The following is a 21817-nucleotide window of genomic DNA, read 5'->3' as shown; positions in this document are numbered from 1 at the left end:
CATGGCTACCATTTTGCAAAACCTGCCTACCGGGCAAAAAGTCGGCATCGCCTTCTCCGGCGGCCTCGACACCTCCGCCGCCCTGCTGTGGATGAAAAAAAAGGGCGCCCAGCCCTACGCCTACACCGCCAACCTCGGCCAGCCCGACGAGAGCGACTACGACGACATTCCGCGCAAGGCCATGGGCTTCGGCGCTGAAAAGGCCCGCCTGATCGACTGCCGCGTGCAACTTGCGCACGAAGGCATTGCCGCCATCCAGTGCGGCGCCTTCCACATCAGCACCGGCGGCGTCACCTACTTCAACACCACCCCGCTGGGCCGCGCCGTCACCGGCACCATGCTGGTGGCCGCTATGAAGGAAGACGACGTCAACATCTGGGGCGACGGCAGCACCTTCAAGGGCAACGACATCGAACGTTTCTACCGCTACGGCCTGCTCACCAACCCCAGCTTGAAAATCTACAAACCCTGGCTCGACCAGACCTTTATCGACGAACTCGGCGGCCGCAAGGAAATGAGCGAGTTTCTCATTGCCAACGGCTTCGATTACAAGATGTCGGTGGAAAAGGCCTACAGCACCGACAGCAATATGCTCGGCGCCACGCACGAAGCCAAAGACCTGGAGCAACTGAGCAGTGGCATCCGCATCGTCAATCCCATCATGGGCGTGGCGTTCTGGAAGCCCGAAGTGGAAGTCAAAGCCGAAGAAGTCACCATTCGTTTCGAGGAAGGCCAGCCGGTCGCCCTCAACGGCCAGACCTTCAGCGACGCGGTTGCGCTCTTCCTCAAAGCCAACGAAATCGGCGGCCGCCACGGCCTGGGCATGAGCGACCAGATCGAGAACCGCATCATCGAAGCCAAGAGCCGCGGCATCTACGAAGCCCCCGGCATGGCGCTGCTGCACATCGCCTACGAGCGCCTGGTTACCGGCATCCACAACGAAGACACCATCGAGCAGTACCGCATGGGCGGTCTCAAGCTCGGCCGCCTGCTCTACCAGGGCCGCTGGTTCGACCCGCAAACGATGATGCTGCGCGAATCCGCCCAGCGCTGGGTGGCCCGCGCCGTGACCGGCGAAGTGACGCTGGAACTGCGCCGTGGCAACGACTACTCCATCCTCAACACCGAGAGCCCCAACCTGACCTACGCCCCCGAGCGCCTGAGCATGGAAAAGGTGGAAGACGCCCCGTTCAGCCCGCTGGACCGCATCGGCCAGCTGACCCTGCGCAACCTCGACATCACCGACACCCGCGCCAAGCTCGGCATCTACGCCAAGACCGGGCTGATTTCGCTGGGCGAGGGCGCGAGTATGTTGCGGTTGGAAGGGGAGAAGGGGGAGTGAAGCCGCAGATGCATGTGTTCTTGGTCATGCATGACTCCTGATCTTCTCTCTCCCCTATCACCATGAGGTTGATTATCCCCCGAGGAGAACTATTTTGAATATCAATTCATTGGCGGCGACGGGCTGCAAGCTGTGTTTCGATTCGCCTCCACTGGATTTTGATTTCACCATGGCGTTTCAGCCCATTGTGGATTCACGCAGCGGTACAATTTTTGCACATGAAGCCTTGGCGCGTGGTTTGCAGGGTGAGCCCGCAAGCACCATTTTTGAGAAGGTGAACGACGATAATCGCTATCGATTCGATCAGACTTGCCGCGTCAAGGCGGTAGCGCTTGCCGCCCGGTTGGGATTGAAAGGCTATCTGAGCATCAATTTTCTTCCGAATGCGGTTTACAAACCTGAGCTCTGTATTCGCGCCACTTTGGCCGCGGCGGAACAGTACAGTTTTCCGCCAGACCGTCTGCTGTTTGAAGTGACCGAGAGCGAGCGTGTTGAAGATGTCGGGCACTTGAAGTCCATCATTAACGACTATAAAAGCAGAGGTTTTCTGACGGCGATTGATGATTTTGGTGCCGGTTTTGCAGGGCTGAATCTGCTTGCCGAATTGCAAACGGATATTGTCAAGCTGGATATGGCATTGGTGCGTAACGTTAACGAAGACCGCATCAAGGCCTCCATTATCCGTGGGGTTATTCAGACCTGCATAGATCTGAATATCCGGGTCATCGCGGAGGGCGTAGAAACGCGAGAGGAATATCTGTGCCTTGAGCGTATGGGAATCAATTTGTTTCAGGGGTTCTATTTTTCTCGACCGGTATTTGAGGGGTTGGGACAAATCGACCCGAATTTGTTCAGTCATGCACTGGGTTGATTATTTGTCAGGTTCCGCATGATTTCCGACTGTTTTTGAGAGCAGATCAGCGAGGACTCGGGTTTGGGACGAGGCTAAGCTCGCAGCGGCCCATGCTGGGGCGCAACCCTGATATGCGCGAACAGTGTTTGGGTGAGCGGACGAGCCATTCGCCCCACAGACCGCGCGAATCGAACGAATCGAGCGGTAGAATGGGGCATTCCCGCATTGATCGAAAAGGGGGTGCCTATGCAGACCTACACCGCGAATGAAGCCAAGACGCGCTTCGGCGAATTTCTCGACCGGGTGCAACGTGAGCCCGTGCGCGTCATGCGGCACGACCGCGTCGTGGGGGTGATGGTCAGCGCGCAAGACTTCGAGGCCATGCGCGCCTTCTATGCCAACCGCCTGCAGCACACGCTGGAAAGCAGTGCGGCGCTGGCACAGCAGGGCGGGCTGACCGAACAGGCATTGAACGATCTCTTGGCTGATGAAAGTTGAGCGCGATTCGCGGCGTTTCGTGATCGACACTAATGTCTGGATCAGCGCCGCGCTTTCACCGCCGGGTGCGCCCGCGCAAGTGGTGCGCCGCGTTCTGCAGCACGGTCTGGTCGTGCTGACGACGCACACCTTTGCCGAACTTGAGACTCGCTTGTGGAAGCCTAAGTTCGACCCGTATCTGTCCATCGAGGTCCGGCAGCAACTTCTACACGATCTGAGCGCCGCAGCGCTTTGGGTGGATGTTCCGCCCGGGTTGGCTGCACAGACGTTCAGCCGCGATCCCGACGACGACGCCTTCATTCACGCCGCCGAGGTGGCGCAAGCCTTATGGCTGGTCACCGGCGACCAAGACCTGTTGGGGGTGAATCCGCCTCCAATCGGGTTGCGCATCCTCACGCCTGCGCAGGCCTTGCAGCATCCCGAGTTTGCTTAGCTGGCAATGTGCTGCATGACGCCGGAAGGACGGGCGGTACTGTCGTTCCAGCATGTCGGCTCGTTCGGCAATGCAAAATCACGCGCATTTGTCCGCTGACGATTCGCCCCATTAGGCCAACGAATGAAACCATCCCATGCCTCTTTCTGACACCCCCAACGTCGAAAACCCCGTTCGCGCCTGTGTGGCCTATGACCGCAGCGGGAGGCGGGTGGGTGATATCGCGCTGGAGGCGATCAGCGACATGCTCGCCTTGCCCGACCGGTTTGTCTGGGTGGGGCTGTATGAGCCGGATGCGGCCTTGCTGGCGCAGATGCAGCACGAGTTTGGCCTGCACCCGCTGGCGGTGGAAGACGCCGCCAAGGCGCACCAGCGCCCCAAGTTGGAGGCTTATGGCGAATCGCTTTTTGTCGTGGCACGCACGGCCTCGCGCAGCGGCGTGCATGTGCGGTTCGGCGAGACGCATGTGTTCATGGGCCGCAACTACATTCTCACCATCCGGCATGGGGATTCGACCGGCTACGCGACGGTGCGTCGCAATGTCGAGCAGACGCCCGCGCTGCTCGCGCAGGGGCCGGGGTATGCGCTGTACGCGGTGCTCGATGCCATCGTTGACGGGTACCTGCCCATCGTCGAGGCCTATCGGGCCGAGCTGGAGGAGCTGGAAGGCGAGATCTTCGCGCGCCAATGGCGGCGCGGCACGCTCAAGCGGCTGTACGCCATGCAGCGCGAACTCACGCGCCTGCGACTGGCGGTGGCGCCTTTGCAGGATGTGCTGGCGCAGCTTCAGCGCCTGCCGGGCGACGTGATGCCTGAGGCCATGAGGCCTTACTTCCGCGACGTGAACGACCATGCCAACCGCATCAACGACACGGTGGGCGCGCTGCGCGAAATGCTCTCGGCGGCGATGAACGTCTCGGTCTCTCTTGTGACGCTGGAGCAAAACGAGGTGGTCAAGCGGCTGGCCGGCTGGGCCGCGCTGCTGGCCGTGCCCACGCTGCTCACCGGCTGGTTCGGCATGAACTTCCGGCACATGCCCGAGTTGGACTGGCGCTGGTCGTATCCGGCATTGCTCGTCTTCACACTGGGTTTGTGCGGCGGGCTGTACTACTGGCTCAAGCGCTCTCGCTGGTTGTAGCCAGGGTTCGCCCCACCCCAAACCCAAACTATTGCTCTTTTGCCACTAGAGCTTGCCGCCCATGCCCGACATCCACCACTTCGCCTTGTTCCTGCTCTCGGGCCTGCTGCTCAATATGACCCCCGGCGCGGATATGTTGTTCATCGTGTCGCGTAGTGCTGGGCAGGGGGTGAGGGCCGGGGCGATGGCGGCGCTGGGGGTTGGGGCGGGTTGTCTGGTGCATGTCACCGCGGCCGCAGTGGGGCTGTCGGCGCTGATTGCCGCGTCGGATCTGGCGTTCAACGTGGTCAAGTGGATGGGAGCGGCCTACCTGGTGTGGCTGGGGGTGGGTCTGCTGCGTGCAAGGACGCAGGCGCCAGCGGTTACAGCGCCGATGGCTGCCGCACCCTTGCGGGCGGTGTTCTGGCAAGGCGTGCTGACCAATGTGCTCAACCCGAAGATCGTGCTGTTTTTTCTGGCCTTTTTGCCGCAGTTCGTTGGCACCTCGACGCGCGGACAGGGCTGGGCGTTTCTGTTGCTCGGCGTGGTGTTCACCGTCAATGGCACGCTATTCAATCTGGGCGTGGCCTGGGTGGCGGCGCGGGCGCGCCATCTGGGGCGCATGCAGCGCCTGGCGCTTTGGGTGCGGCGGCTGACGGGCGTGGTGTTCGTCGGCTTGGGCCTGCGTCTGGCGTTGGCGTCGCGGGTGTAGAGCGGGACAAGTCAACGCGGCGCCGCAGTAATCCACTCCAGAATCAGGCGGTGCGCGGGTGGGAGCAGTCATTTCACGGCCTGCGGTGCGCGTGGCAAACCTGCGGCAAACCGATAGAATGTGTGGCTTCCCGAGGAGCGTTGCAACGCACGGGGCGAGTTGTTCGCCGCTGTCGCCAGGCTCGGGTCTTTGATCGCAGGCCGCTACACCTTGCTGGCGGCTTTCCTTCAACGGCGCTCACCCAACCCGTGCCGGGCGCGGGATGCGGTGCGCATCCGTTCCCGGCCACTTTGTTCGGAGTTTGTATGAACGCTGTGGTCGATATGAAAATTTCCCCTGATTATGTAATTGCCGACATCGGCCTGGCCGACTGGGGCCGTCGCGAGATTGCCATTGCCGAGAGCGAGATGCCCGCGCTCATGGCCATCCGCGAGGAATATGCCGCCCGCCAGCCGCTGCGCGGCGCGCGCATCACCGGCAGTCTGCACATGACCATACAGACGGCCGTGCTGATCGAAACCCTGCAGGTGCTGGGGGCGCAGGTGCGCTGGGCGTCGTGCAATATTTTCTCCACGCAAGACCATGCCGCCGCGGCCATTGCCGCTAACGGCACGCCGGTATTCGCGGTGAAGGGCGAGTCGCTCGAAGATTATTGGGAATACACCCACCGCATTTTCGAGTGGACCGATGGCGGCTACTCCAACATGATTCTGGACGACGGCGGCGATGCCACCCTGCTGCTGCATCTGGGCGCACGCGCCGAGACCGACGCTGCCGTGCTCAACCATCCCACCAGCGAAGAAGAGCGCGTGCTGTTTGCCGCCATCAAGGCCAAGCTGTCGAAGGACGGCAAGTGGTATTCCACCCGCCTGGCGCAGATCAAGGGTGTGACCGAGGAAACGACGACCGGGGTGCACCGCCTCTATCAGATGCACCAGCGCGGCGAGCTGAAGTTTCCTGCGATCAACGTCAATGACAGCGTGACCAAGAGCAAGTTCGACAACCTCTATGGCTGCCGCGAAAGTCTGGTGGACGGTATCAAGCGCGCCACCGATGTAATGGTCGCCGGCAAGATCGCCGTGGTCGCCGGTTACGGCGACGTGGGCAAAGGCTCGGCACAGGCGCTGCGCGCGCTGTCGGCCCAGGTGTGGGTGACCGAGATCGACCCGATCTGCGCCCTGCAGGCCGCGATGGAAGGCTATCGCGTGGTGACCATGGACTATGCCTGCGAGCACGCCGACATTTTCGTCACCGCCACCGGCAACTACCACGTCATCACCCACGATCACATGGCCCGCATGAAGAACCAGGCCATCGTCTGCAATATCGGTCACTTCGACAACGAGATCGACGTCGCGGGCATCGAGAAGTACCAGTGGGAAGAGATCAAGCCGCAGGTCGATCACATCATCTTCCCGGACGGAAAACGCATCATCCTGCTGGCCAAGGGCCGTCTGGTGAATCTGGGCTGCGGCACCGGCCATCCGAGCTACGTCATGAGCTCCAGCTTCGCCAATCAGACCCTGGCGCAGATCGAGCTGTTCACCAAGACCGGCGAATACCCTGTGGGCGTCTACACCCTGCCCAAGCACCTCGACGAGCATGTCGCGCGTCTGCAGCTCAGCACCCTCAATGTGCAGCTCACCACGCTGAGCGACCAGCAGACCGCCTACATCAATGTGCCCAAAGACGGTCCGTACAAGCCGGTCCACTACCGGTACTGATGCGCATGGCTTCCGCACAATCGGTATCTCCTCGGGTCAATCTCAGCTTCGAGTTCTTCCCGCCCAAGACGCCCGAGGGTGCGGACAAACTCCGGGCGGTGCGGCAGCGTCTGTACGCACGTCAGCCCGAGTTCTGTTCCGTGACCTTCGGGGCCGGCGGCTCCACGCAGGAAGGCACGCTGCAGACGGTGCGCGACATCCTCGCCGAAGGCGTGGACGCCGCGCCCCATCTGTCGTGCATCGGTGCCAGCCGTGATTCGGTGCGCGGGCATCTGCGCGACTTTCAGGCCGCGGGCGTCAAGCGTCTCGTGGCGTTGCGTGGCGACCTGCCTTCGGGCTACGGCATCGGCGGCGAGTTCCACCATGCCCGCGATCTGGTGGCGTTCATCCGCGACGAAATGGGCAGCGCGTTTCACATCGAAGTGGCTGCCTATCCCGAGATGCATCCGCAGGCCAGAAGCCCGCTCGATGATCTGCAGCATTTCGCCGACAAGGTACGCGCCGGGGCGAACTCGGCCATCACGCAGTACTTCTACAGCGCTGCGGCCTACCGCCGTTTTGTCGACGACGTGCGCGCGCTCGGTCTCGACGTGCCCGTGGTGCCGGGCATCATGCCCATCACCAATTCCAGCCAGTTGCTGCGCTTCTCTGAAGTTTGCGGCGCAGAGATTCCCCGCTGGATCAGACTGCGCCTGCAAAGCTATGGCGACGACCGAGAGAGTATCCGCGCCTTCGGCCGCGAGGTGGTCAGCAGCCTGTGCGAAGAACTCATCGCCAGCGGCGCGCCAGGGCTGCATTTCTACACCCTGAACCAGGCCGAAGCCACTCTGGCCGTGCTCGACGATCTCGGACGTTAAGCGTTTGAGGTTAAGCCGCGCTGGCGGCTTCCACTGGCGGCGTGCAGCAGCAACGCCGCCAGTGCGAAGCCTGCGCCCGCCAGCGTCACGGCGGGCCAGCCACCGGCCGTCCACGCATGGCTGGCGACGAATGAACCCACCGAGCCACCGATGAAATACAGCGTCATGTACACGGCGTTGATGCGACTGCGCGCGGCGGCGTCCAGGGCATAGATGCGGGTCTGGTTGGCGATCTGCGAACCCTGCACCCCGGCGTCGAGCACCAGCACCCCGGCGATCAGCCACCAAAGCCCGTGCGTGCCCGGCGCGAACAAGGCCCACGACAGCACGGTGAGCGCCAGCGCGACAAACAGCACGCGGCGCGGCCCGCCCGGCTTGTCGGAATAGCGACCGGAGATCGGCGCCACCGTCGCGCCCATGATGCCCAGAATGCCGAAGGCGCCTACCACCGCCGGGCCGAAGCCATAGGCCGGGCTCTGCAGCAGCGGCGTGAGACCCACCCAGAACACGCTGAAGCTGGCGAAAAACAGCCCGCCGGTGATGCCGGCAAAGCGCAAATCGCGATGCAGGGCGAACTGCTTCAGGGTGGAGCCGAGCAGGGCAGCATAGCTCTGGTCTGTGGCGTGGGCATCAACCGGCAGACGCGGCAGTACGCGCCAAAGCATGATCCACATCCCAATATTCACCAGCGTGGCGAAGGCGAACACCGCCTGCCAGTTCAGCAGCGCCGCAATGCCGCCGGCCAGCACCCGACCGCCCAGAATACCCACGAGCAGACCGCTCATCACTAGGCCGATGGCCTTGCCGCGCGCCTGCGGCGGCGCGAGGTGCGCCACCATGGGAATGATCTGCTGCGCAATGCTGGAGAGCATGCCGATGGCGAACGAGGCGGTGGCGAGCAGCAGCACGCTGGGCGCCAGCGCAGCGCCGATCAGCGCGGGCACGAGCAGCGCAGCCATGATGAGAATCACCTGGTGCCGCGCATGCCGGTCGCCCAGCGGGCCGAGGAACATCAGCCCCGCGGCGTAGCCGATCTGCGTGGCCGAGGGCACGGCCGCCACACCAGCCACGGTGGTGTGAAACTGCCGCGCGAACTGCTCCAGCAGGGGCTGGGCGTAGTAGATATTGGCGACCGACACCCCACAGGCCACCGCCATATAGGCAATGAAATGGCGCGATAGGGGCGGATGTGCGCAGAGCTGGGGGGCAGCGACGGAGACGTTTGCAGACATGGTGAATTTTGCGAATGCACCATTGTCGCGGCGCATCAAAAAGGCCGCTTGTCGGGGGACTTCACTCCGGCCCGCTCGCCCCTGCGTTTTCTCAAAAACGCCGTGCAAAGACTCAGCCCGGCGGCGGGTGCGAGTCTTTACAGCCCTAGGCCGAGCAGCAGGCTGCGCAGTTCGCGCAGGACCAGATCGACATTCGGGTGCTCGGCGGCGAAACGGGTGGCCAGGGTTTGCGCCTGTTCCGCGAGATCGTCGTTCGGCGCGGGAGCCGATTCAGTCTGCTTGCGTTCGAGTGCGGCCTGAATGTCGCGATCCAGGGTCTGCAGCAGGCTCTTGAGCTCGGGGTCGATGGCGGGCTGCGATTGCAGCACGGTGTGCAGGCGCTGCAGGGTGTCGCGGATTTGTGTATCAGACATGATGTAGTTGATTGCAGGAGACTAAGGCATTGTGCCCAGACGCGGCAGGCGCGGCAAGCAAATAGCTCAAACCTAGCTGTCAAATCATCGCCAGAGGCTGTTTATGGCTCGGCGGGGCAAAGGCGGCGTCCAGCGCTTGCAGATCGCTTGCCGAAAGTTGCAACTCGGCGGCGGCCAGATTGTCTTGCAGGTGCGCGGTACGCACGGCCTTGGGGATGGCAATGACCTCGGGTTGGCGCAGCACCCAGGCCAGCGCCACCTGAGCCGCGCTGACGCCGAGCCGCTGACCGATCCTCTGCAACGCGGGGTGGCCGCAGAGCGCGCCTTGATCAATAGGGCTGTAGGCCATGAGCGGCAGCCGGTGGCGCGCCTGCCAGGGCAGCAGGTCGAATTCCACGCCCCGCGCGCCCAGGCTGTAATAGACCTGATTGGCGGCGCAGGCCGATCCGCCTGGCAGCGCGAACAGCTCTTCCAGATCAGCCACATCGAAATTGCTCACACCCCAGTGACGGATCAAACCGCGGCTCTGGAGCTGGGCAAACCCGGCCAGCGTTTCAGCCAGCGCAAACTCGCCGCGCCAATGCAGCAGGTACAGATCGATGCGGTCGAGCTTCAAGCGCCGCAGGCTGCGTTCGCAGGCTTCGACCACCCCGCGGGTGCTGGCATGGTGCGGGTAAACCTTGCTGACGATGGTGAGGTCTTCGCGTTGCGCCTCGCCTGCGGCAAACGCCTGCCACAGCGCCTCGCCCAGCATGCTCTCGGCGCCGCCTTCGCCGTACATCTCGGCGGTGTCGATCAGGCGGTATCCCATGCGCAGCGCTTCGCGTACCGCAAGGATTTCAGCGGCACGCGCCTCGGCGCGTTCGCCCATACGCCAAGTGCCCAGACCCAGTGCGGGGATGGCGCTACCGTCGGGTAATGTGCGTTGTGGCATGAGCATGGCGGAGGAGCGTCAAAACAAGAGTTGTAGCCAGTGACTGTCCACCGCGGCGAGCAGCAGTACGGCCACGATGAAGCCGACGACAAACGCCATCAACGTCTGCAGCAGGGCATTAGTCCGCCGCTGTTCCTGCAGCAGCTCGCGCAGCACGGGGTCGTCGCGCTTTTCCTGCGCCAGCAGGGCCTGATGCAGCAGACGAGGGATTTCCGGCAGGTATTGTGCGTAGCGGGTCGATTCGTTCTTGAGCTTGTCGCGGAAGGCAGGCCAGCCCACCTGGCTTTTCATCCATTTTTCGAGAAAGGGCTGCGCTGTTGTCCAGAGATCGAGATCGGGGTCGAGCTGGCGACCCAGCCCCTCGACGTTCAACAGGGTTTTTTGCAGCAGTACGAGCTGGGGCTGGATTTCCACCTTGAAGCGGCGCGAAACCTGAAACAGCCGCAGCAGTACCTGGCCGAGTGAAATGTCTTTCAGGGGGCGGGCGAACTGCGGCTCGCAAACGCTGCGCACCGCCGCTTCGAGTTCGTCGATGCGGGCATCGGCCGGCACCCAGCCCGACTCCACATGCAGTTCGGCCACGCGCTTGTAATCGCGGCGGAAAAAGGCAATGAAGTTCTGCGCCAGATAGTCTTTATCGAAGTCGGACAGGGTGCCGACAATGCCGAAGTCCAGCGCGATGTAGCGGCCGAACGTCTCGGGCTGCAGGCTGACCATGATATTGCCCGGGTGCATGTCGGCATGAAAGAACCCGTCGCGGAACACCTGGGTGAAAAAGATATCCACCCCGGCCTTGGCCAGTTGCTTGAAATCGACGCCGGCAGCACGCAGCGCGTCGACACGGCCGATCGGCACGCCGTACATGCGCTGCATCACAATCACGTCGCTGCGGCACAGCTCCCAGTGCATTTCGGGAATCAGCAGCAGGTCGAGCGAGGCCATATTGCGCCGCAGTTGCGTGCCGTTGGCCGCCTCGCGGATCAGGTCGAGCTCGTCGTGCAGGTATTTGTCGAACTCGGCCACCACTTCGCGCGGTTTCAGTCGCTTGCCCTCACTCCACAGCCGGTCTACCCAGGCTGCCATGGTGTGCATCAGCGCGAGGTCTTCATCGATGACTTTGTGCATGCCCGGACGCAGCACCTTGACCGCCACCTCGGCACCGCCCTGTTGCAAGGGCAAGGTGGCGAAATGCACCTGCGCGATCGAGGCGCTGGCCACCGGCTTGCGCTCGAAGGTGGCGAACAAGGTTTCGATGGGTCTACCGAACGAACGCTCGATGATGGCCACGGCGACCTCGGAGTCGAACGGGGGCACGTTGTCCTGAAGCTTGGCGAGTTCGTCGGCGATGTCGGGCGGCAACAGGTCGCGGCGGGTTGAAAGCACTTGGCCGAATTTGACAAAAATCGGCCCCAGACTCTCCAGCGCCAGACGCAAACGCTCGCCGCGTGGACGATTGAGCGGACGCCCGAAGCTGAGCACCCGGGAGAGCCGACGCAGCCAGGGATGGCGAAAGCTCGACAGCGCCATTTCATCCAAGCCGTGGCGCAGGATGACGGAAACAATCTTCAGCAGGCGGAGCAGGCGGCGCATCGGTCGTTCAGTTCCCGCGGGCGCTCGATTGCTTGCGCAATAGGGCAAGACGCTTTTCCAGCCGTGCGGCTTGATCGCGCAATTCGCGCACTTGTTCTTGCATTTGCGCCAATTCGCCGCGGCTGACCAAAGCACGCGGGCTCGCGGCAAACCAGTCGCGCGCATCGTCGTGGGCACGCGTCCAGGCTTGCTGTCCCTGTGCCGCCAACTTTTGCCCGGCCCGGGAAATGCGGTGCGCAGGAATATCGCCGACGAGTTGCGCGAGATCGTCTTCAGCATCCCAGCGCACGTGGGTCATCAGCCATGACAGCGTCTGGGCCAGCTCGGCGTCCCCGGTAATGCGGGCGCCCGTCAAATTCAGCGGCGCGCGCTTGGCGATGGCCTCACGCAAGGCATCCAGATCGAGGGTGATGTGCAGGTCGGCCTCATCATTACCGAGCGCTGTAGGCGTTGCAGTGCGCAGCAAGCCTTGCGGTTCGATCTCCCACAGCAAATCAATACCCAGCGCAGTAAATACCACCGCCTTGCCTGCATGGGCGCCAAGCTTGCCCTGAGCGCGTGGGTCGGATGCGAGCAGATGATTGAGCGCTGGCAAAACCAGGTACTGCAGTCTGCGCACCAGCGAAGTGCGATCGGGAATCAGGGGCTGAAAGTCGGGAATGCGCATGAGGAATGGCGTTTAATGACGCATTCTAGGAGCCTGCCTCCGTTGAGAGGTTTGGTCGCGCAAGCGCTGCATGAAAAACGCCGCAGCGCTTGCGCGGCTGCGGCGTAGAGTGAAAGCGCAGCAGGGTAGATTCGGTGCGTCAATTCAACTGCTGAATACCGGCCAGTTGCCAACCGCTGGAGCCATCGCGAGGTTTCACCAGGTTCCACACCTCGCGCACCGGGCTCGCGCCACCCCAGGTTTCTTCGCGCACCAGACCGGAGAACTCGACACTGGCAACGTATTCAGTCGGGGTTTCTTCCAACGCGAGCAGCGAGGCTTCGAGGGTCACGATTTCCGTTTTGTTGGGCGTCATGCCGCGTTGTTGCAGATCGGCAGCCAGGGCGTCGTACATCTCGGCGGTGGTGAAGGTTTTCAGGCTGTTCAGATCAGCCGCATCCCAGGCTTGCTGCAAGCGGATGTAGTGCTGCTTGGCGCTTGCCAGAAACCCGTCGCGATCAAAATCGGCCGGAATGCTCGCCCCACTTGCGGTTTGCGAACCGGCACCAGGCGTCCACTGCGCCGGCATATGCGTTTCGACGCCCAGCGGAGCCTGCGCATAGCCCTGCGAAGCGCCTGCATATTGCATGGGCTGGGCGGACTTGTCAGTGCTGGACTTGCGACGCAGCAGATTGAAAATCCAGAACGCGGCCAGCGCGAGCAGACCGATCATCAGCGCCGAGCCGAGGAAGGAGCCCAGCGCGCCGCCGAAGCCGAGTGCGTGGAACAGCGCGGCAAGACCCAGACCGGCAGCCAGACCCCCCAGAATGCCACCCCAGCGGCTGGGCTGCTTGGCGGGCGGCGTGGCCGCGGCCTGCTGACGCGTGGCGGCGGGCGCGGCTTGTTGCGGCGGTGCCGCTTCGCGCTGCGTAACGGCATTGCTCTGCCGCCCCATGCTCTTGCCGCCGCCCATACGTTTGGCATGCGCATCGACAGCGCTCAGTGCAAGACCCAGAGCGAGAGTCAATGTCAGGCCGAAGGTCAGAAGGGTGCGAAGCAAGCCAGTCGTTTTCATGCAATTTCCAGAAAGTCGAGAAGAAGTGACATTTTGTTACCAGATCGGTGTAAAAGTTCAATGCGCGCGTTTTGCATTGCGTCAGCTCAAAATTTCTGTCCGATATGTAGCGCGACGACGCCAGCTGTCAGGTTGTGCCAATCGACATGACCGAAACCCGCTTCACGCATCATGCCAGCGAGGGTTTCCTGATCCGGGTGCATGCGGATGGATTCGGCCAGGTATTGGTAGCTCTGCGGGTCGCCCGCAACCATCTTGCCCAGGCGCGGCAAAACCTGGAAGGAGTAGAGGTCGTAGGCCCCGCGCAGCGGCGCCCAGGGCTTGGAAAACTCCAGCACGAGCAATTTGCCGCCCGGCTTGAGCACACGTTGCATCTCGCGCAGCGCCGCATCTTTGTGGGTCATGTTGCGCAGGCCGAATGCCACGCTCACCAGATCGAATTGCGCGTCCGGGAAGGGCAGCTTTTCGGCGTCGCACAAGACCGTCGGCACCAGCACGCCAGAGTCGATGAGCCGATCTCGGCCCGCCCGCAGCATGGAGCCATTGATGTCGCTCATCACCACCATGCCAGTGGGCCCGACCTTGCGGGCGAAAGCGCGCGACAGATCGCCGGTTCCCGCAGCGACATCCAGCACGCGCTGACCTGGGCGCACACCCGAGAGGGCAATCGTGAACGCCTTCCAGACGCGGTGCAGGCCGCCACTCATCAAATCGTTCATCACGTCGTAGCGCGACGCGACCGAATCGAACACACCCCGCACGCGCGCAGCTTTTTCATCTTCGGCGACCTGCTGGTAGCCGAAATGGGTGGTAGAGGTGGATTGGGTATCGGACATGGGAAGCTCGATGCGAGGGTCAGTAAGGCTCAGTGAGACGAGCAGTGGTGTGCGTTGGACGTAGCCTCGGGCATGGGCGCGTCGCGGTCGGCACCGGCAGCCTGTAGGCGGTTCAGATAGTCGGCCCAGAGCGACTCCTGGTTTTGCCCCAGGAAATGCAAATAGTCCCAACTGTAGATGCCGCTGTCATGGCCGTCAGAGAAGTGCGGCTGGATGGCGTAGTTTCCGACCTGCATCACACTATCGATCTCGACGAGACGCTTGCCAGTCTGCAAGGTTTCCTGCCCAGGCCCGTGCCCGCGCACCTCGGCAGACGGCGAATAGACCCGCATCAGCTCAAACGGCAGCAGGTATTGGGTTCCGTCGGCATAGGTGAGTTCGAGCACGCGAGATAACTTGTGCAGAACGATGGCCTGAGGCCAATCGGTGCGAGGGGTGGGAGAGGGCATGAGCAGATACCGAACCGAGATGAGTCTATTGTCTCTCAGAGTCGCTAACAGCATTTGCCCCCTGCGGCAGGCATGGGCGGTTTAGGTGAGGAAGAGATGAGAGAAAAAGAGAGAGACGAAAAACGGAGGCGAAAAAAAACCCAGGTCGATGTCGACCTGGGTGAATTGCACACTCCCTGAAAGAGCCAGTAAAGGCTCAGTCACCATTTGATACAAATTGAGACGAGTTGTCCAGATAATTTTTTATCCGACTTGTTCGTGCTGGAATTACGCGTGCATGCGCACTGCCTGGCATCAGGCAGCATGGACTGGAATCCCAAACAGAGATTGGTGCCGACTATCCGAATCGAACGGATGACCTACCGCTTACAAGGCGGTTGCTCTACCAGCTGAGCTAAGTCGGCGTAGGCGCTGTTGAGCGCCGGGTTGCGTGGGCCGGTTATCCGGTGACCTTGAGGTCGCTGGACTACTTCACGCGGGTCAGATGCGCTCCGCCGGGGCGGGGGGCGCCGGGGGGTGGTTCGGAGGAAGGTTCTTCCGATTCCGATGCTTTGGATTTTACCGGCTGCAGCCGCGTGGGCTTGCTGGCTTTAGCCGGTTCGCCCTGGTCTTCTGCGGCGGGTGCGTTGTTGGCTTCACCGATCTCGGCTGATTCGTCAGCGGTTTCGACCGGAAAGGCCATACCTTGGCTGTTTTCCCGCGCATAGATGGCTGAGACTTGACCGATGGGGACAAGAATGTCTCTGGCCACGCCGCCGAAACGCGCCTTGAAGCGAATTTCATCGTTGCCGATGTTCAGCGCGCTGGTGGCGTCAAAGCTGATGTTCAGCACGATTTCACCGTTTTTCACGAACTCCATCGGTACCCGCGCACCAGCTCCAACCTGTACGGCCAGGTAGGGGGTCAGGCCGTTATCCGTGCACCATTCGTACAGGGCGCGGATGAGGTAGGGCTTGGTTGAGCCGATGTTTTGCGAATCGCTGTTCATCACGGTGCACCGAACTGCTTACTTGCGCATGATTTTCTCGGAGGGTGTGAGCGCCTCGATGTAGGCGGGGCGCTGGAAAATGCGCTCGGCATACTTGGCCAGCGGCAGTGCCGACTTGGGCAGATCGATGCCGTAATGATCGAGGCGCCACAGCAGCGGGGCGATGGCCACGTCGAGCATGGAAAAGTCTTCGCCCAGCATGTATTTGTTTTTGAGGAATACGGGCGCGAGCTGCGTCAGGCGGTCGCGAATGGCGCTGCGGGCCTTTTCGAGCGCTTTTTCGTTGGACTTGGTGGCGCGCGATTCGAGTGTCGTCACGTGCACGAACAGTTCCTTCTCAAAATTGAACAGGAATAGCCGCACGCGGGCGCGGGCCACCGGATCGCCGGGCATGAGCTGCGGGTGCGGGAAGCGCTCGTCGATGTACTCGTTGATGATGTTGGATTCGTACAGGATGAGATCGCGCTCGACCAGGATGGGCACCTGTCCGTAGGGATTCATGACGCTGACGTCTTCGGGTTTGTTGAACAGGTCGACGTCACGGATTTCGAAATCCATGCCTTTTTCGAACAGCACGAAGCGGCAACGCTGCGAAAACGGGCAGGTCGTGCCGGAATAGAGCACCATCATGAATGCAGACTCCTGAAAGACGAAACGGGGTGGCAGTGCCACCCCGGCGATACGGATTGGGCTGCGCACCCGGGGTGCGGGCGCTAGCCAGAGTTAGGTGACATCTTTCCAGTATTCGGATTTCAGCTTCCAAGTAATGAAGCTGAACAATCCCAGGAAAATGAGCACGATGACGCCAAGGCGCTTGCGGAACAGTTGATCGGGTTCGGCCATCCACTGCATGTAGGCGACGAGGTCGGCAACCGTCGAATCATACTCGGTTGTCGATTCCGACCCTTTCGTCAGCTGCGTGTAGCCGACGAAAGTCTTGAGCTTGATGGCCGGATCGGCGGGGTCGGGGCCGACCTGGAAGTTGGCGGCGCGCTCGCCCTGCAACATCCACAGCGGGTTGGGCATGCCCACGCCGGGGAAGACCAGATTGTTCCAGCCGGTCGGCCGCGTATCGTCGCGGTAAAAAGTGCGCAGATAGGTGTAGAGGTAGTCGGTGCCGCTGCCGCGATGAGAGGCCAGCGCCTTGGTGATGATGGACAAATCGGGCGGATCGATGCCGAACCACTTCTCCGCCTGAACGGGTGTCATGGCCACACGCATGGTGTCGCCAATCTTCGCATCGCCGAACATCAGGTTGTGCTGAATCTGGTCGTCTGTCAGGCCGATGCCGCGCAGGCTTTCATACCGCATGTACTTGGCGGAATGGCAGCCGATGCAGTAATTGACGAACAAGCGGGCGCCGTTTTGCAGCGCCAGCACATTGTTGACCCGGTAAGGGGCATGATCGAGCGGAATTTCTTGCTCTTCCGAGGCGGCGCTGGCGGCGCCTTGCAGCATCAGCCCGAGTAGCAACCCCAGGCACAGACGTCGCAGAAGCGGGTGCAGGAAGGAGGTCATGGTGGCGGGCATCAGTGGGCTTTGTAGGTCAGGCGTTGCGGCACGGGTTTGAATTCCCCCAGGCGGCTCCACCACGGCATGAGGAAAAAGAAGCCGAAGTAAAGCAGGGTGCAGGTAAGCGCCACGGCGTAGGCCACGGGCGAGGGCGGCTGGATGCCGAAGTAGCCCAGCACTACGAAGTTGATGGCGAACAGGGTGTAAACAGCGCGGTGCCAGGTGGGGCGATAACGGATCGACTTGACGGGCGATTTGTCGAGCCAGGGCAGGAAGAAAAAGATGATCACGGCGCCGCCCATGCTGACCACCCCCCAGAACTTGGCGTCTACCGAGGCAAGCGCCCAGAACAGCAAGCCGCCGCCCACGGCAAACGAAACGGCGCGGCCGGGTTTGCCGCGGTTGCGCCACAGGGCAAACAGCGTGGCCACGACCACCACGCCCATCCAGATGTGCACGGTGTTGCTCGTCGTCGCGCGCAGGATGGAGTAGAACGGCGTGAAGTACCAGACCGGGGCGATGTGCGGCGGGGTTTTCAGCGGGTTGGCCGGAATGAAGTTGTTGTGCTCCAGGAAGTAGCCGCCGAACTGCGGCGCGAAGAACACCACGGCACAGAAAATCATCAGGAACACGGACAGCCCGAACAAATCGTGCACGGTGTAGTAGGGGTGGAACGCCACGCCGTCACGCGGAATGCCGCGGCCGTCTTTGTTGTCCTTGATTTCGACGCCGTCCGGGTTGTTCGAGCCGACCTGGTGCAAGGCGATGATGTGCGACCCCACCAGGCCGATGAGCAGCAACGGAATGGCGATGACGTGGAAGGCGAAAAAGCGGTTGAGCGTGACATCGCTCACCACGTAATCGCCACGAATCCACACCGCCAGATCGGGGCCGATGTAGGGGATGGCGGAGAACAGGTTGACGATGACCTGCGCGCCCCAGAACGACATCTGCCCCCACGGCAGCAGGTAGCCGAAAAAGGCCTCGGCCATCAGGCTCAGAAAGATCAGGCAGCCGAAAATCCAGATGAGTTCGCGCGGGGTGCGGTAGGAGCCGTAAATCAGGCCGCGGAACATGTGCAGATACACCACGATGAAAAACGCCGAGGCCCCGGTGGAGTGGATGTAGCGGATCAGCCAGCCCCAGTTGACATCGCGCATGATGTATTCGACCGAACCGAAGGCCAGCGCGGCGTCGGGCTTGTAGTTCATCACCAGGAAAATGCCGCTGATGATCTGAATGGCCAGCACCACGATGGACAGTGAGCCGAAGTAGTACCAGAAATTGAGGTTTTTCGGCGCGTAATACTCGGTCAGGTGCGCGCTCCACAGCGAGGAGAAGGGAAAGCGCTTGTCCACCCAGCCGCGCAGCCCGCCGTGTTCGGGGGCGGCGTGCGCGCCGTGCAGCGATTGATCGGCCATTGAGGTGTCTCCTGTTTGTTTTGTGGGGAGGGTGCAGCGGGAGGAAAATCGGGAGGAAGGGCGGGAGGTCAGGCTTTCTCGTGTTCGCCGATGCGCACCTTGGCGTCGGTCACATACATATACGGCGGCACGACCAGGTTGTCGGGGGCGGGCATGTTCTTGAACACGCGACCCGCCAGATCGAACATCGAGCCGTGGCAGGGGCAGAGAAAGCCGCCATCCCAGTCCGAGGGCAGGGAGGGTTGCGGCCCCGGCGTGAAGCGGTCGACCGGTGAGCAGCCCAGATGGGTGCAGATGCCCACGACCACGAGATATTCTTTTTTGATCGAGCGCCACTGCGTTTGCGCCCAAGCCGGAGTGGGGAAGGCGGTGCGCTTGGAGTCGGGATCGGCGACGAGGGGTTGGGTTTCGTTGAGCGACTCCAGCATGGCCGGGGTGCGGTGCAAAATCCACACGGGTTGGCCGCGCCACAGCACGGTCATTTTTTCACTCGGACGCAGCGAGCTGATGTCCACATCCACCGGCCCGCCCTCGGCGCGGGCCTTCGCGGAAGGCGCGAGCGAATCGACAAAAGGCACGGCCGCTCCTCCTGCTGCCACGCAACCGGCGCAACCCGTTGCAATCAACCATGTGCGACGCTTTGAATCCATGTCCGTACTCCGCGAAAGATGGCGCATTGTTCCCTGCGCGGCACCGCTTGGACATTAGGACAACCCTCTATAAGCGCTCACTGATTTGCACGTTTGTCGTTGACAAAAATCAATCATGCAAGTGCTGCGGTGCAACAAAGTGAAACCCGTTCGACCGGCGGCGCGATGTTGCTTGGAGGCGTTTGCGAGGCTGGGGTTCAGTTGGGCAGCTCGGCGATCGACAACGGGCGGCGCAAGGTCATGCGCTTGGCGTAATGGCCTTCCATGCGTTCGAGCACGCCGGAGAGAAAGCGCACGGCCTCGACGATGTGCGGCCCTTTATTGAGCATGGCGCACTCGGCGCGAATGCTCAGGGCGGCATCGCTGACCTCGGGGCGGGAGGGTAGGCCGCTGCGGGCCATGGTGTCGAGAATCTGAGTGGCCCAGATCACCGGCAGGTGGGCGGCCTCGCACATCCAGAGAATTTCTTCCTGGGCTTCGGACAGCCGCTCGAACCCCAGTTCCACCGCCAGATCGCCGCGCGCGACCATGACGCCCAGGCGCGGGTGCGCCAGGGCTTCGAGCAGGATGGCGGGCAGGTGATCGAAGGCCTGACGGTTTTCGATCTTGAGCACCACACCGGCATCGTCGCGCTGTCGTGCGCTGAGTTCCGCGCGCAACTGGCGCACGTCTTGCGGGCTGCGCAAAAAGGACAGCGCGACCAGATCGAGATGGCGAGCCATTGCGGCGAGATCGTCGCGGTCTTTTTCGGTGAGCGCGGGAAGGTCGAAGCGGGTGTCGGGGAAATTGATGCCCTTTTCCGCCTTGAGGCGACTGCCGCTCGGCTCGGCGTGGGTGATGCGCAGTTGCAGGGTGTCGTCCGTGCGGGTTTCGATGACCGCGCCAATGCGCCCGTCGTCCAGCCACACGCTTTGCCCGACCTGCGCCGAGGTGAAGGCGGCATCGAGGGTGCAGTGCACCTGCGGCGGCGTGGTGAAGGCGCCATCGTCGCCGCGCTGCCCAGCATGGCCGGGGCGTTCTTCGCGCAGCAGCACCAGCGGGTCGCCGACGAACAGCCGCAGTTCGCCCGGAACTTCGGCGATGCCTTGCAGCGTGCCTGCGGCCATCTCGACAGAGTCGTTCGTCAGCTTGAACGGCATGCCTTCGGCCAGATAAGCCGAGCGTTCGAAGGCAAACACCAGCAGCGCGCCCTCGCGGGAAATCAGTCTGCCTTGCCGCGCGCGCGAGCGCAGATCGGTGACCTGCAGCCGGGCGGACGATGGCAACTGCGCGGGCAGGGGCGGATGCAGCGCTCCGGCGTGCAGCAGGATTTGTCCCTCGGGAGCTTGCGGTGGCGGGCCCTCACCGCACCACAGCGCCAGCAGCGCAGGGGCGATGATTTGTCCGCGCACATCGTGCCGGGGCCGCAGATGCAGGATGCGGCCCTGCGGCAGCAACTCGCCCGTGCGCGACTTGGGCCCCGCCAGATCGATCTGCACCAGAGGACGGCGCTGCGGCGAAGCGTCGGTGCCATGAACAAGCTCGGCCATGCGCTGCCAGACGGCGGTATCGTCATGCGCGCAGTTGATGCGGGCGATGTCCATGCCGGCCTCAACTAGGGCGCGTAGCCCTGCAGCGTCTTGCGCGGCTTCAGTAGCCAGCGTCACCATGATGCGCACCTCGCGCTGCGGTCGCGGCGGGTTGAGCAGGGCGGTGGTGTTGTGCTGCAGCAGTTGCAGGCCCTCGACGAACGTGCAGGGGGGCGCGGGGCGCTGGCTGCGGGCATGGCCGAGCAAGTCTTCGAGCCGGTCGAGCACCGCGTCGAGCGCGGCGAGCACATGGGTTTCCAGCATGCCCAGCGAAGACAGGCCGATCTGAGCCAACTGGGTCTGCAACGGCCGCAGATCGGCCTGGCGCACGGCGATGTAGTGCAGCAGATTGTGGGCGCTGGCGCGGCGCTGCGGCGGCAGCGCGTCGATGCGGTCTTGGTGGGCTTGCTCATACGCGAGCGCGGCGCGGCGTAATTCGGAGACCGCGTCGTACAGCAGGCGGGGAGGAGAGGGCGTGGGTACGGAAGACATGTGCGCTTGTTACCACGCGCAGGTGTCGGCCCTGTGTCAATCCAAGTGGTGACATCAGAGCGTCACATCGCCCATTCACAGTGAAGGCATCAATCCGGGAGAAAAACGAGATGAACGATTCAGTGCACAACGGCATGGACGTGTCCATGCGCGATTTCAAAATGGGCATGGGCATGATGAACCGCGAGGCCGCCAGCACGATGAAGGCGTTTGGTGCCTTCATGGGCGAGGCCCTGGGCGATGGCGTGCTCGACGCCAAGACCAAGGAACTCATCGCCCTGGGCATGGCGATTACCGCGCGCTGCGTCTATTGCATCGGCATCCATGTCGAGAAGTCGCTGCGTGCGGGCGTGAGCCACGCCGAAATCGTCGAGGTCTGCAAGGTGGCCATCGTCATGGGCGGCGGCCCGGCGATGACCTATATCGCCGAAGTCAAGAAGGCGCTCGATCTGTTCGAGCAGGTTCGCGCTTGAGC

At 62.5% G+C, this 21817-nt stretch carries 23 protein-coding genes, 1 tRNA gene and 1 riboswitch; of the genes, 9 read left to right on the top strand and 15 right to left on the bottom strand.

Annotated features, from left to right (window positions below):
- The first annotated feature begins 1 nt into the window (after position 1).
- The 8 genes from argG (at position 2) to metF (ending at position 7536) form a co-directional block, all read left to right on the top strand.
- Entirely contained in the window at positions 2-1342 is a 1341-nt protein-coding gene (gene argG, locus B3H47_RS02560) for an argininosuccinate synthase (protein WP_286985890.1), read from the top strand.
- 94 nt (positions 1343-1436) lie between these two features.
- Positions 1437-2213 (top strand): EAL domain-containing protein, encoded by a 777-nt coding sequence (locus B3H47_RS02555; RefSeq protein ID WP_013106473.1) that lies wholly within the window; start codon positions 1437-1439, stop codon positions 2211-2213.
- Positions 2214-2441: 228 nt separating this feature from the next.
- Positions 2442-2693 carry a type II toxin-antitoxin system Phd/YefM family antitoxin gene (locus B3H47_RS02550; RefSeq protein WP_156054721.1) on the top strand — a complete coding sequence of 84 codons (252 nt, stop codon included), beginning with the start codon at positions 2442-2444 and terminating at the stop codon, positions 2691-2693.
- Complete coding sequence (locus tag B3H47_RS02545; protein WP_156054722.1) at positions 2683-3126, top strand: putative toxin-antitoxin system toxin component, PIN family; 444 nt, start codon at positions 2683-2685, stop codon at positions 3124-3126. Before B3H47_RS02550 ends, B3H47_RS02545 begins: the two co-directional genes overlap by 11 nt.
- A gap of 136 nt (positions 3127-3262) precedes the next feature.
- Positions 3263-4264: a magnesium/cobalt transporter CorA gene (gene corA / locus B3H47_RS02540; RefSeq protein WP_286985889.1), complete on the top strand. Its 1002-nt coding sequence runs from the start codon at positions 3263-3265 to the stop codon at positions 4262-4264.
- A 61-nt stretch (positions 4265-4325) separates the two neighbouring features.
- A complete protein-coding gene (locus tag B3H47_RS02535; RefSeq protein ID WP_156054724.1) occupies positions 4326-4955 on the top strand; it encodes a LysE family translocator in 630 nt (209 codons plus the stop codon).
- 126 nt (positions 4956-5081) lie between these two features.
- Positions 5082-5201, top strand: a riboswitch (S-adenosyl-L-homocysteine riboswitch).
- Positions 5202-5260: 59 nt separating this feature from the next.
- Positions 5261-6679, top strand: coding sequence for an adenosylhomocysteinase (gene ahcY, locus B3H47_RS02530; RefSeq protein WP_286985888.1), 1419 nt, complete (start codon positions 5261-5263; stop codon positions 6677-6679).
- A gap of 5 nt (positions 6680-6684) precedes the next feature.
- Positions 6685-7536, top strand: coding sequence for a methylenetetrahydrofolate reductase [NAD(P)H] (gene metF / locus B3H47_RS02525; RefSeq protein ID WP_414718218.1), 852 nt, complete (start codon positions 6685-6687; stop codon positions 7534-7536).
- On the opposite strand, the gene B3H47_RS02520 is transcribed toward metF, so the two are convergent.
- The 15 genes from B3H47_RS02520 to B3H47_RS02450 form a co-directional block, all read right to left on the bottom strand.
- Complete coding sequence (locus B3H47_RS02520) at positions 7533-8768, bottom strand: MFS transporter (RefSeq protein ID WP_286985886.1); 1236 nt, start codon at positions 8766-8768, stop codon at positions 7533-7535. The two genes, metF and B3H47_RS02520, sit on opposite strands and share 4 nt — an antisense overlap.
- A 137-nt stretch (positions 8769-8905) precedes the next feature.
- Positions 8906-9181, bottom strand: coding sequence for a DUF4404 family protein (locus B3H47_RS02515; protein WP_013123769.1), 276 nt, complete (start codon positions 9179-9181; stop codon positions 8906-8908).
- A 79-nt stretch (positions 9182-9260) separates the two neighbouring features.
- Positions 9261-10121: an aldo/keto reductase gene (locus B3H47_RS02510; RefSeq protein ID WP_286985885.1), complete on the bottom strand. Its 861-nt coding sequence runs from the start codon at positions 10119-10121 to the stop codon at positions 9261-9263.
- 12 nt (positions 10122-10133) lie between these two features.
- Complete coding sequence (gene ubiB / locus B3H47_RS02505; protein ID WP_286985884.1) at positions 10134-11705, bottom strand: ubiquinone biosynthesis regulatory protein kinase UbiB; 1572 nt, start codon at positions 11703-11705, stop codon at positions 10134-10136.
- A 7-nt stretch (positions 11706-11712) separates the two neighbouring features.
- Positions 11713-12372 (bottom strand): ubiquinone biosynthesis accessory factor UbiJ, encoded by a 660-nt coding sequence (locus B3H47_RS02500; protein WP_286985883.1) that lies wholly within the window; start codon positions 12370-12372, stop codon positions 11713-11715.
- A gap of 139 nt (positions 12373-12511) precedes the next feature.
- Positions 12512-13426, bottom strand: coding sequence for a Tim44 domain-containing protein (locus B3H47_RS02495; RefSeq protein ID WP_286729882.1), 915 nt, complete (start codon positions 13424-13426; stop codon positions 12512-12514).
- A gap of 86 nt (positions 13427-13512) precedes the next feature.
- Positions 13513-14262 (bottom strand): bifunctional demethylmenaquinone methyltransferase/2-methoxy-6-polyprenyl-1,4-benzoquinol methylase UbiE, encoded by a 750-nt coding sequence (gene ubiE, locus B3H47_RS02490; RefSeq protein WP_286985882.1) that lies wholly within the window; start codon positions 14260-14262, stop codon positions 13513-13515.
- A gap of 29 nt (positions 14263-14291) precedes the next feature.
- Positions 14292-14711: a DUF971 domain-containing protein gene (locus tag B3H47_RS02485; RefSeq protein WP_286985880.1), complete on the bottom strand. Its 420-nt coding sequence runs from the start codon at positions 14709-14711 to the stop codon at positions 14292-14294.
- Between the two features lie 328 nt (positions 14712-15039).
- Positions 15040-15115 (bottom strand) — tRNA-Thr (locus tag B3H47_RS02480).
- Between the two features lie 62 nt (positions 15116-15177).
- A complete protein-coding gene (locus B3H47_RS02475) occupies positions 15178-15699 on the bottom strand; it encodes a ClpXP protease specificity-enhancing factor (RefSeq protein WP_286985879.1) in 522 nt (173 codons plus the stop codon).
- An 18-nt stretch (positions 15700-15717) separates the two neighbouring features.
- Positions 15718-16329 carry a glutathione S-transferase N-terminal domain-containing protein gene (locus B3H47_RS02470; protein ID WP_013106447.1) on the bottom strand — a complete coding sequence of 204 codons (612 nt, stop codon included), beginning with the start codon at positions 16327-16329 and terminating at the stop codon, positions 15718-15720.
- Positions 16330-16422: 93 nt separating this feature from the next.
- A complete protein-coding gene (locus tag B3H47_RS02465) occupies positions 16423-17229 on the bottom strand; it encodes a cytochrome c1 (protein ID WP_013123749.1) in 807 nt (268 codons plus the stop codon).
- Entirely contained in the window at positions 17229-18632 is a 1404-nt protein-coding gene (locus B3H47_RS02460; protein WP_013106445.1) for a cytochrome b, read from the bottom strand. Before B3H47_RS02460 ends, B3H47_RS02465 begins: the two co-directional genes overlap by 1 nt.
- Before the next feature lie 68 nt (positions 18633-18700).
- The gene (gene petA, locus B3H47_RS02455; RefSeq protein ID WP_172979002.1) at positions 18701-19282 is read right to left on the bottom strand and encodes a ubiquinol-cytochrome c reductase iron-sulfur subunit; all 582 of its coding nucleotides are present in this window, start codon (positions 19280-19282) and stop codon (positions 18701-18703) included.
- A 197-nt stretch (positions 19283-19479) separates the two neighbouring features.
- The gene (locus tag B3H47_RS02450) at positions 19480-21342 is read right to left on the bottom strand and encodes a pyruvate kinase (protein ID WP_286985878.1); all 1863 of its coding nucleotides are present in this window, start codon (positions 21340-21342) and stop codon (positions 19480-19482) included.
- 110 nt (positions 21343-21452) lie between these two features.
- Here B3H47_RS02450 and B3H47_RS02445 point away from each other — a divergent pair, with 110 nt between their 5' ends.
- The gene (locus B3H47_RS02445) at positions 21453-21815 is read left to right on the top strand and encodes a carboxymuconolactone decarboxylase family protein (protein WP_286985876.1); all 363 of its coding nucleotides are present in this window, start codon (positions 21453-21455) and stop codon (positions 21813-21815) included.
- The last annotated feature ends 2 nt before the right edge of the window (positions 21816-21817 follow it).

This window comes from Thiomonas sp. UBA7699 (genome assembly GCF_002482605.1).
Lineage (GTDB): Bacteria > Pseudomonadota > Gammaproteobacteria > Burkholderiales > Burkholderiaceae_C > Thiomonas > Thiomonas arsenitoxydans.
This window is presented reverse-complemented; position numbering and strand designations above follow the sequence as displayed.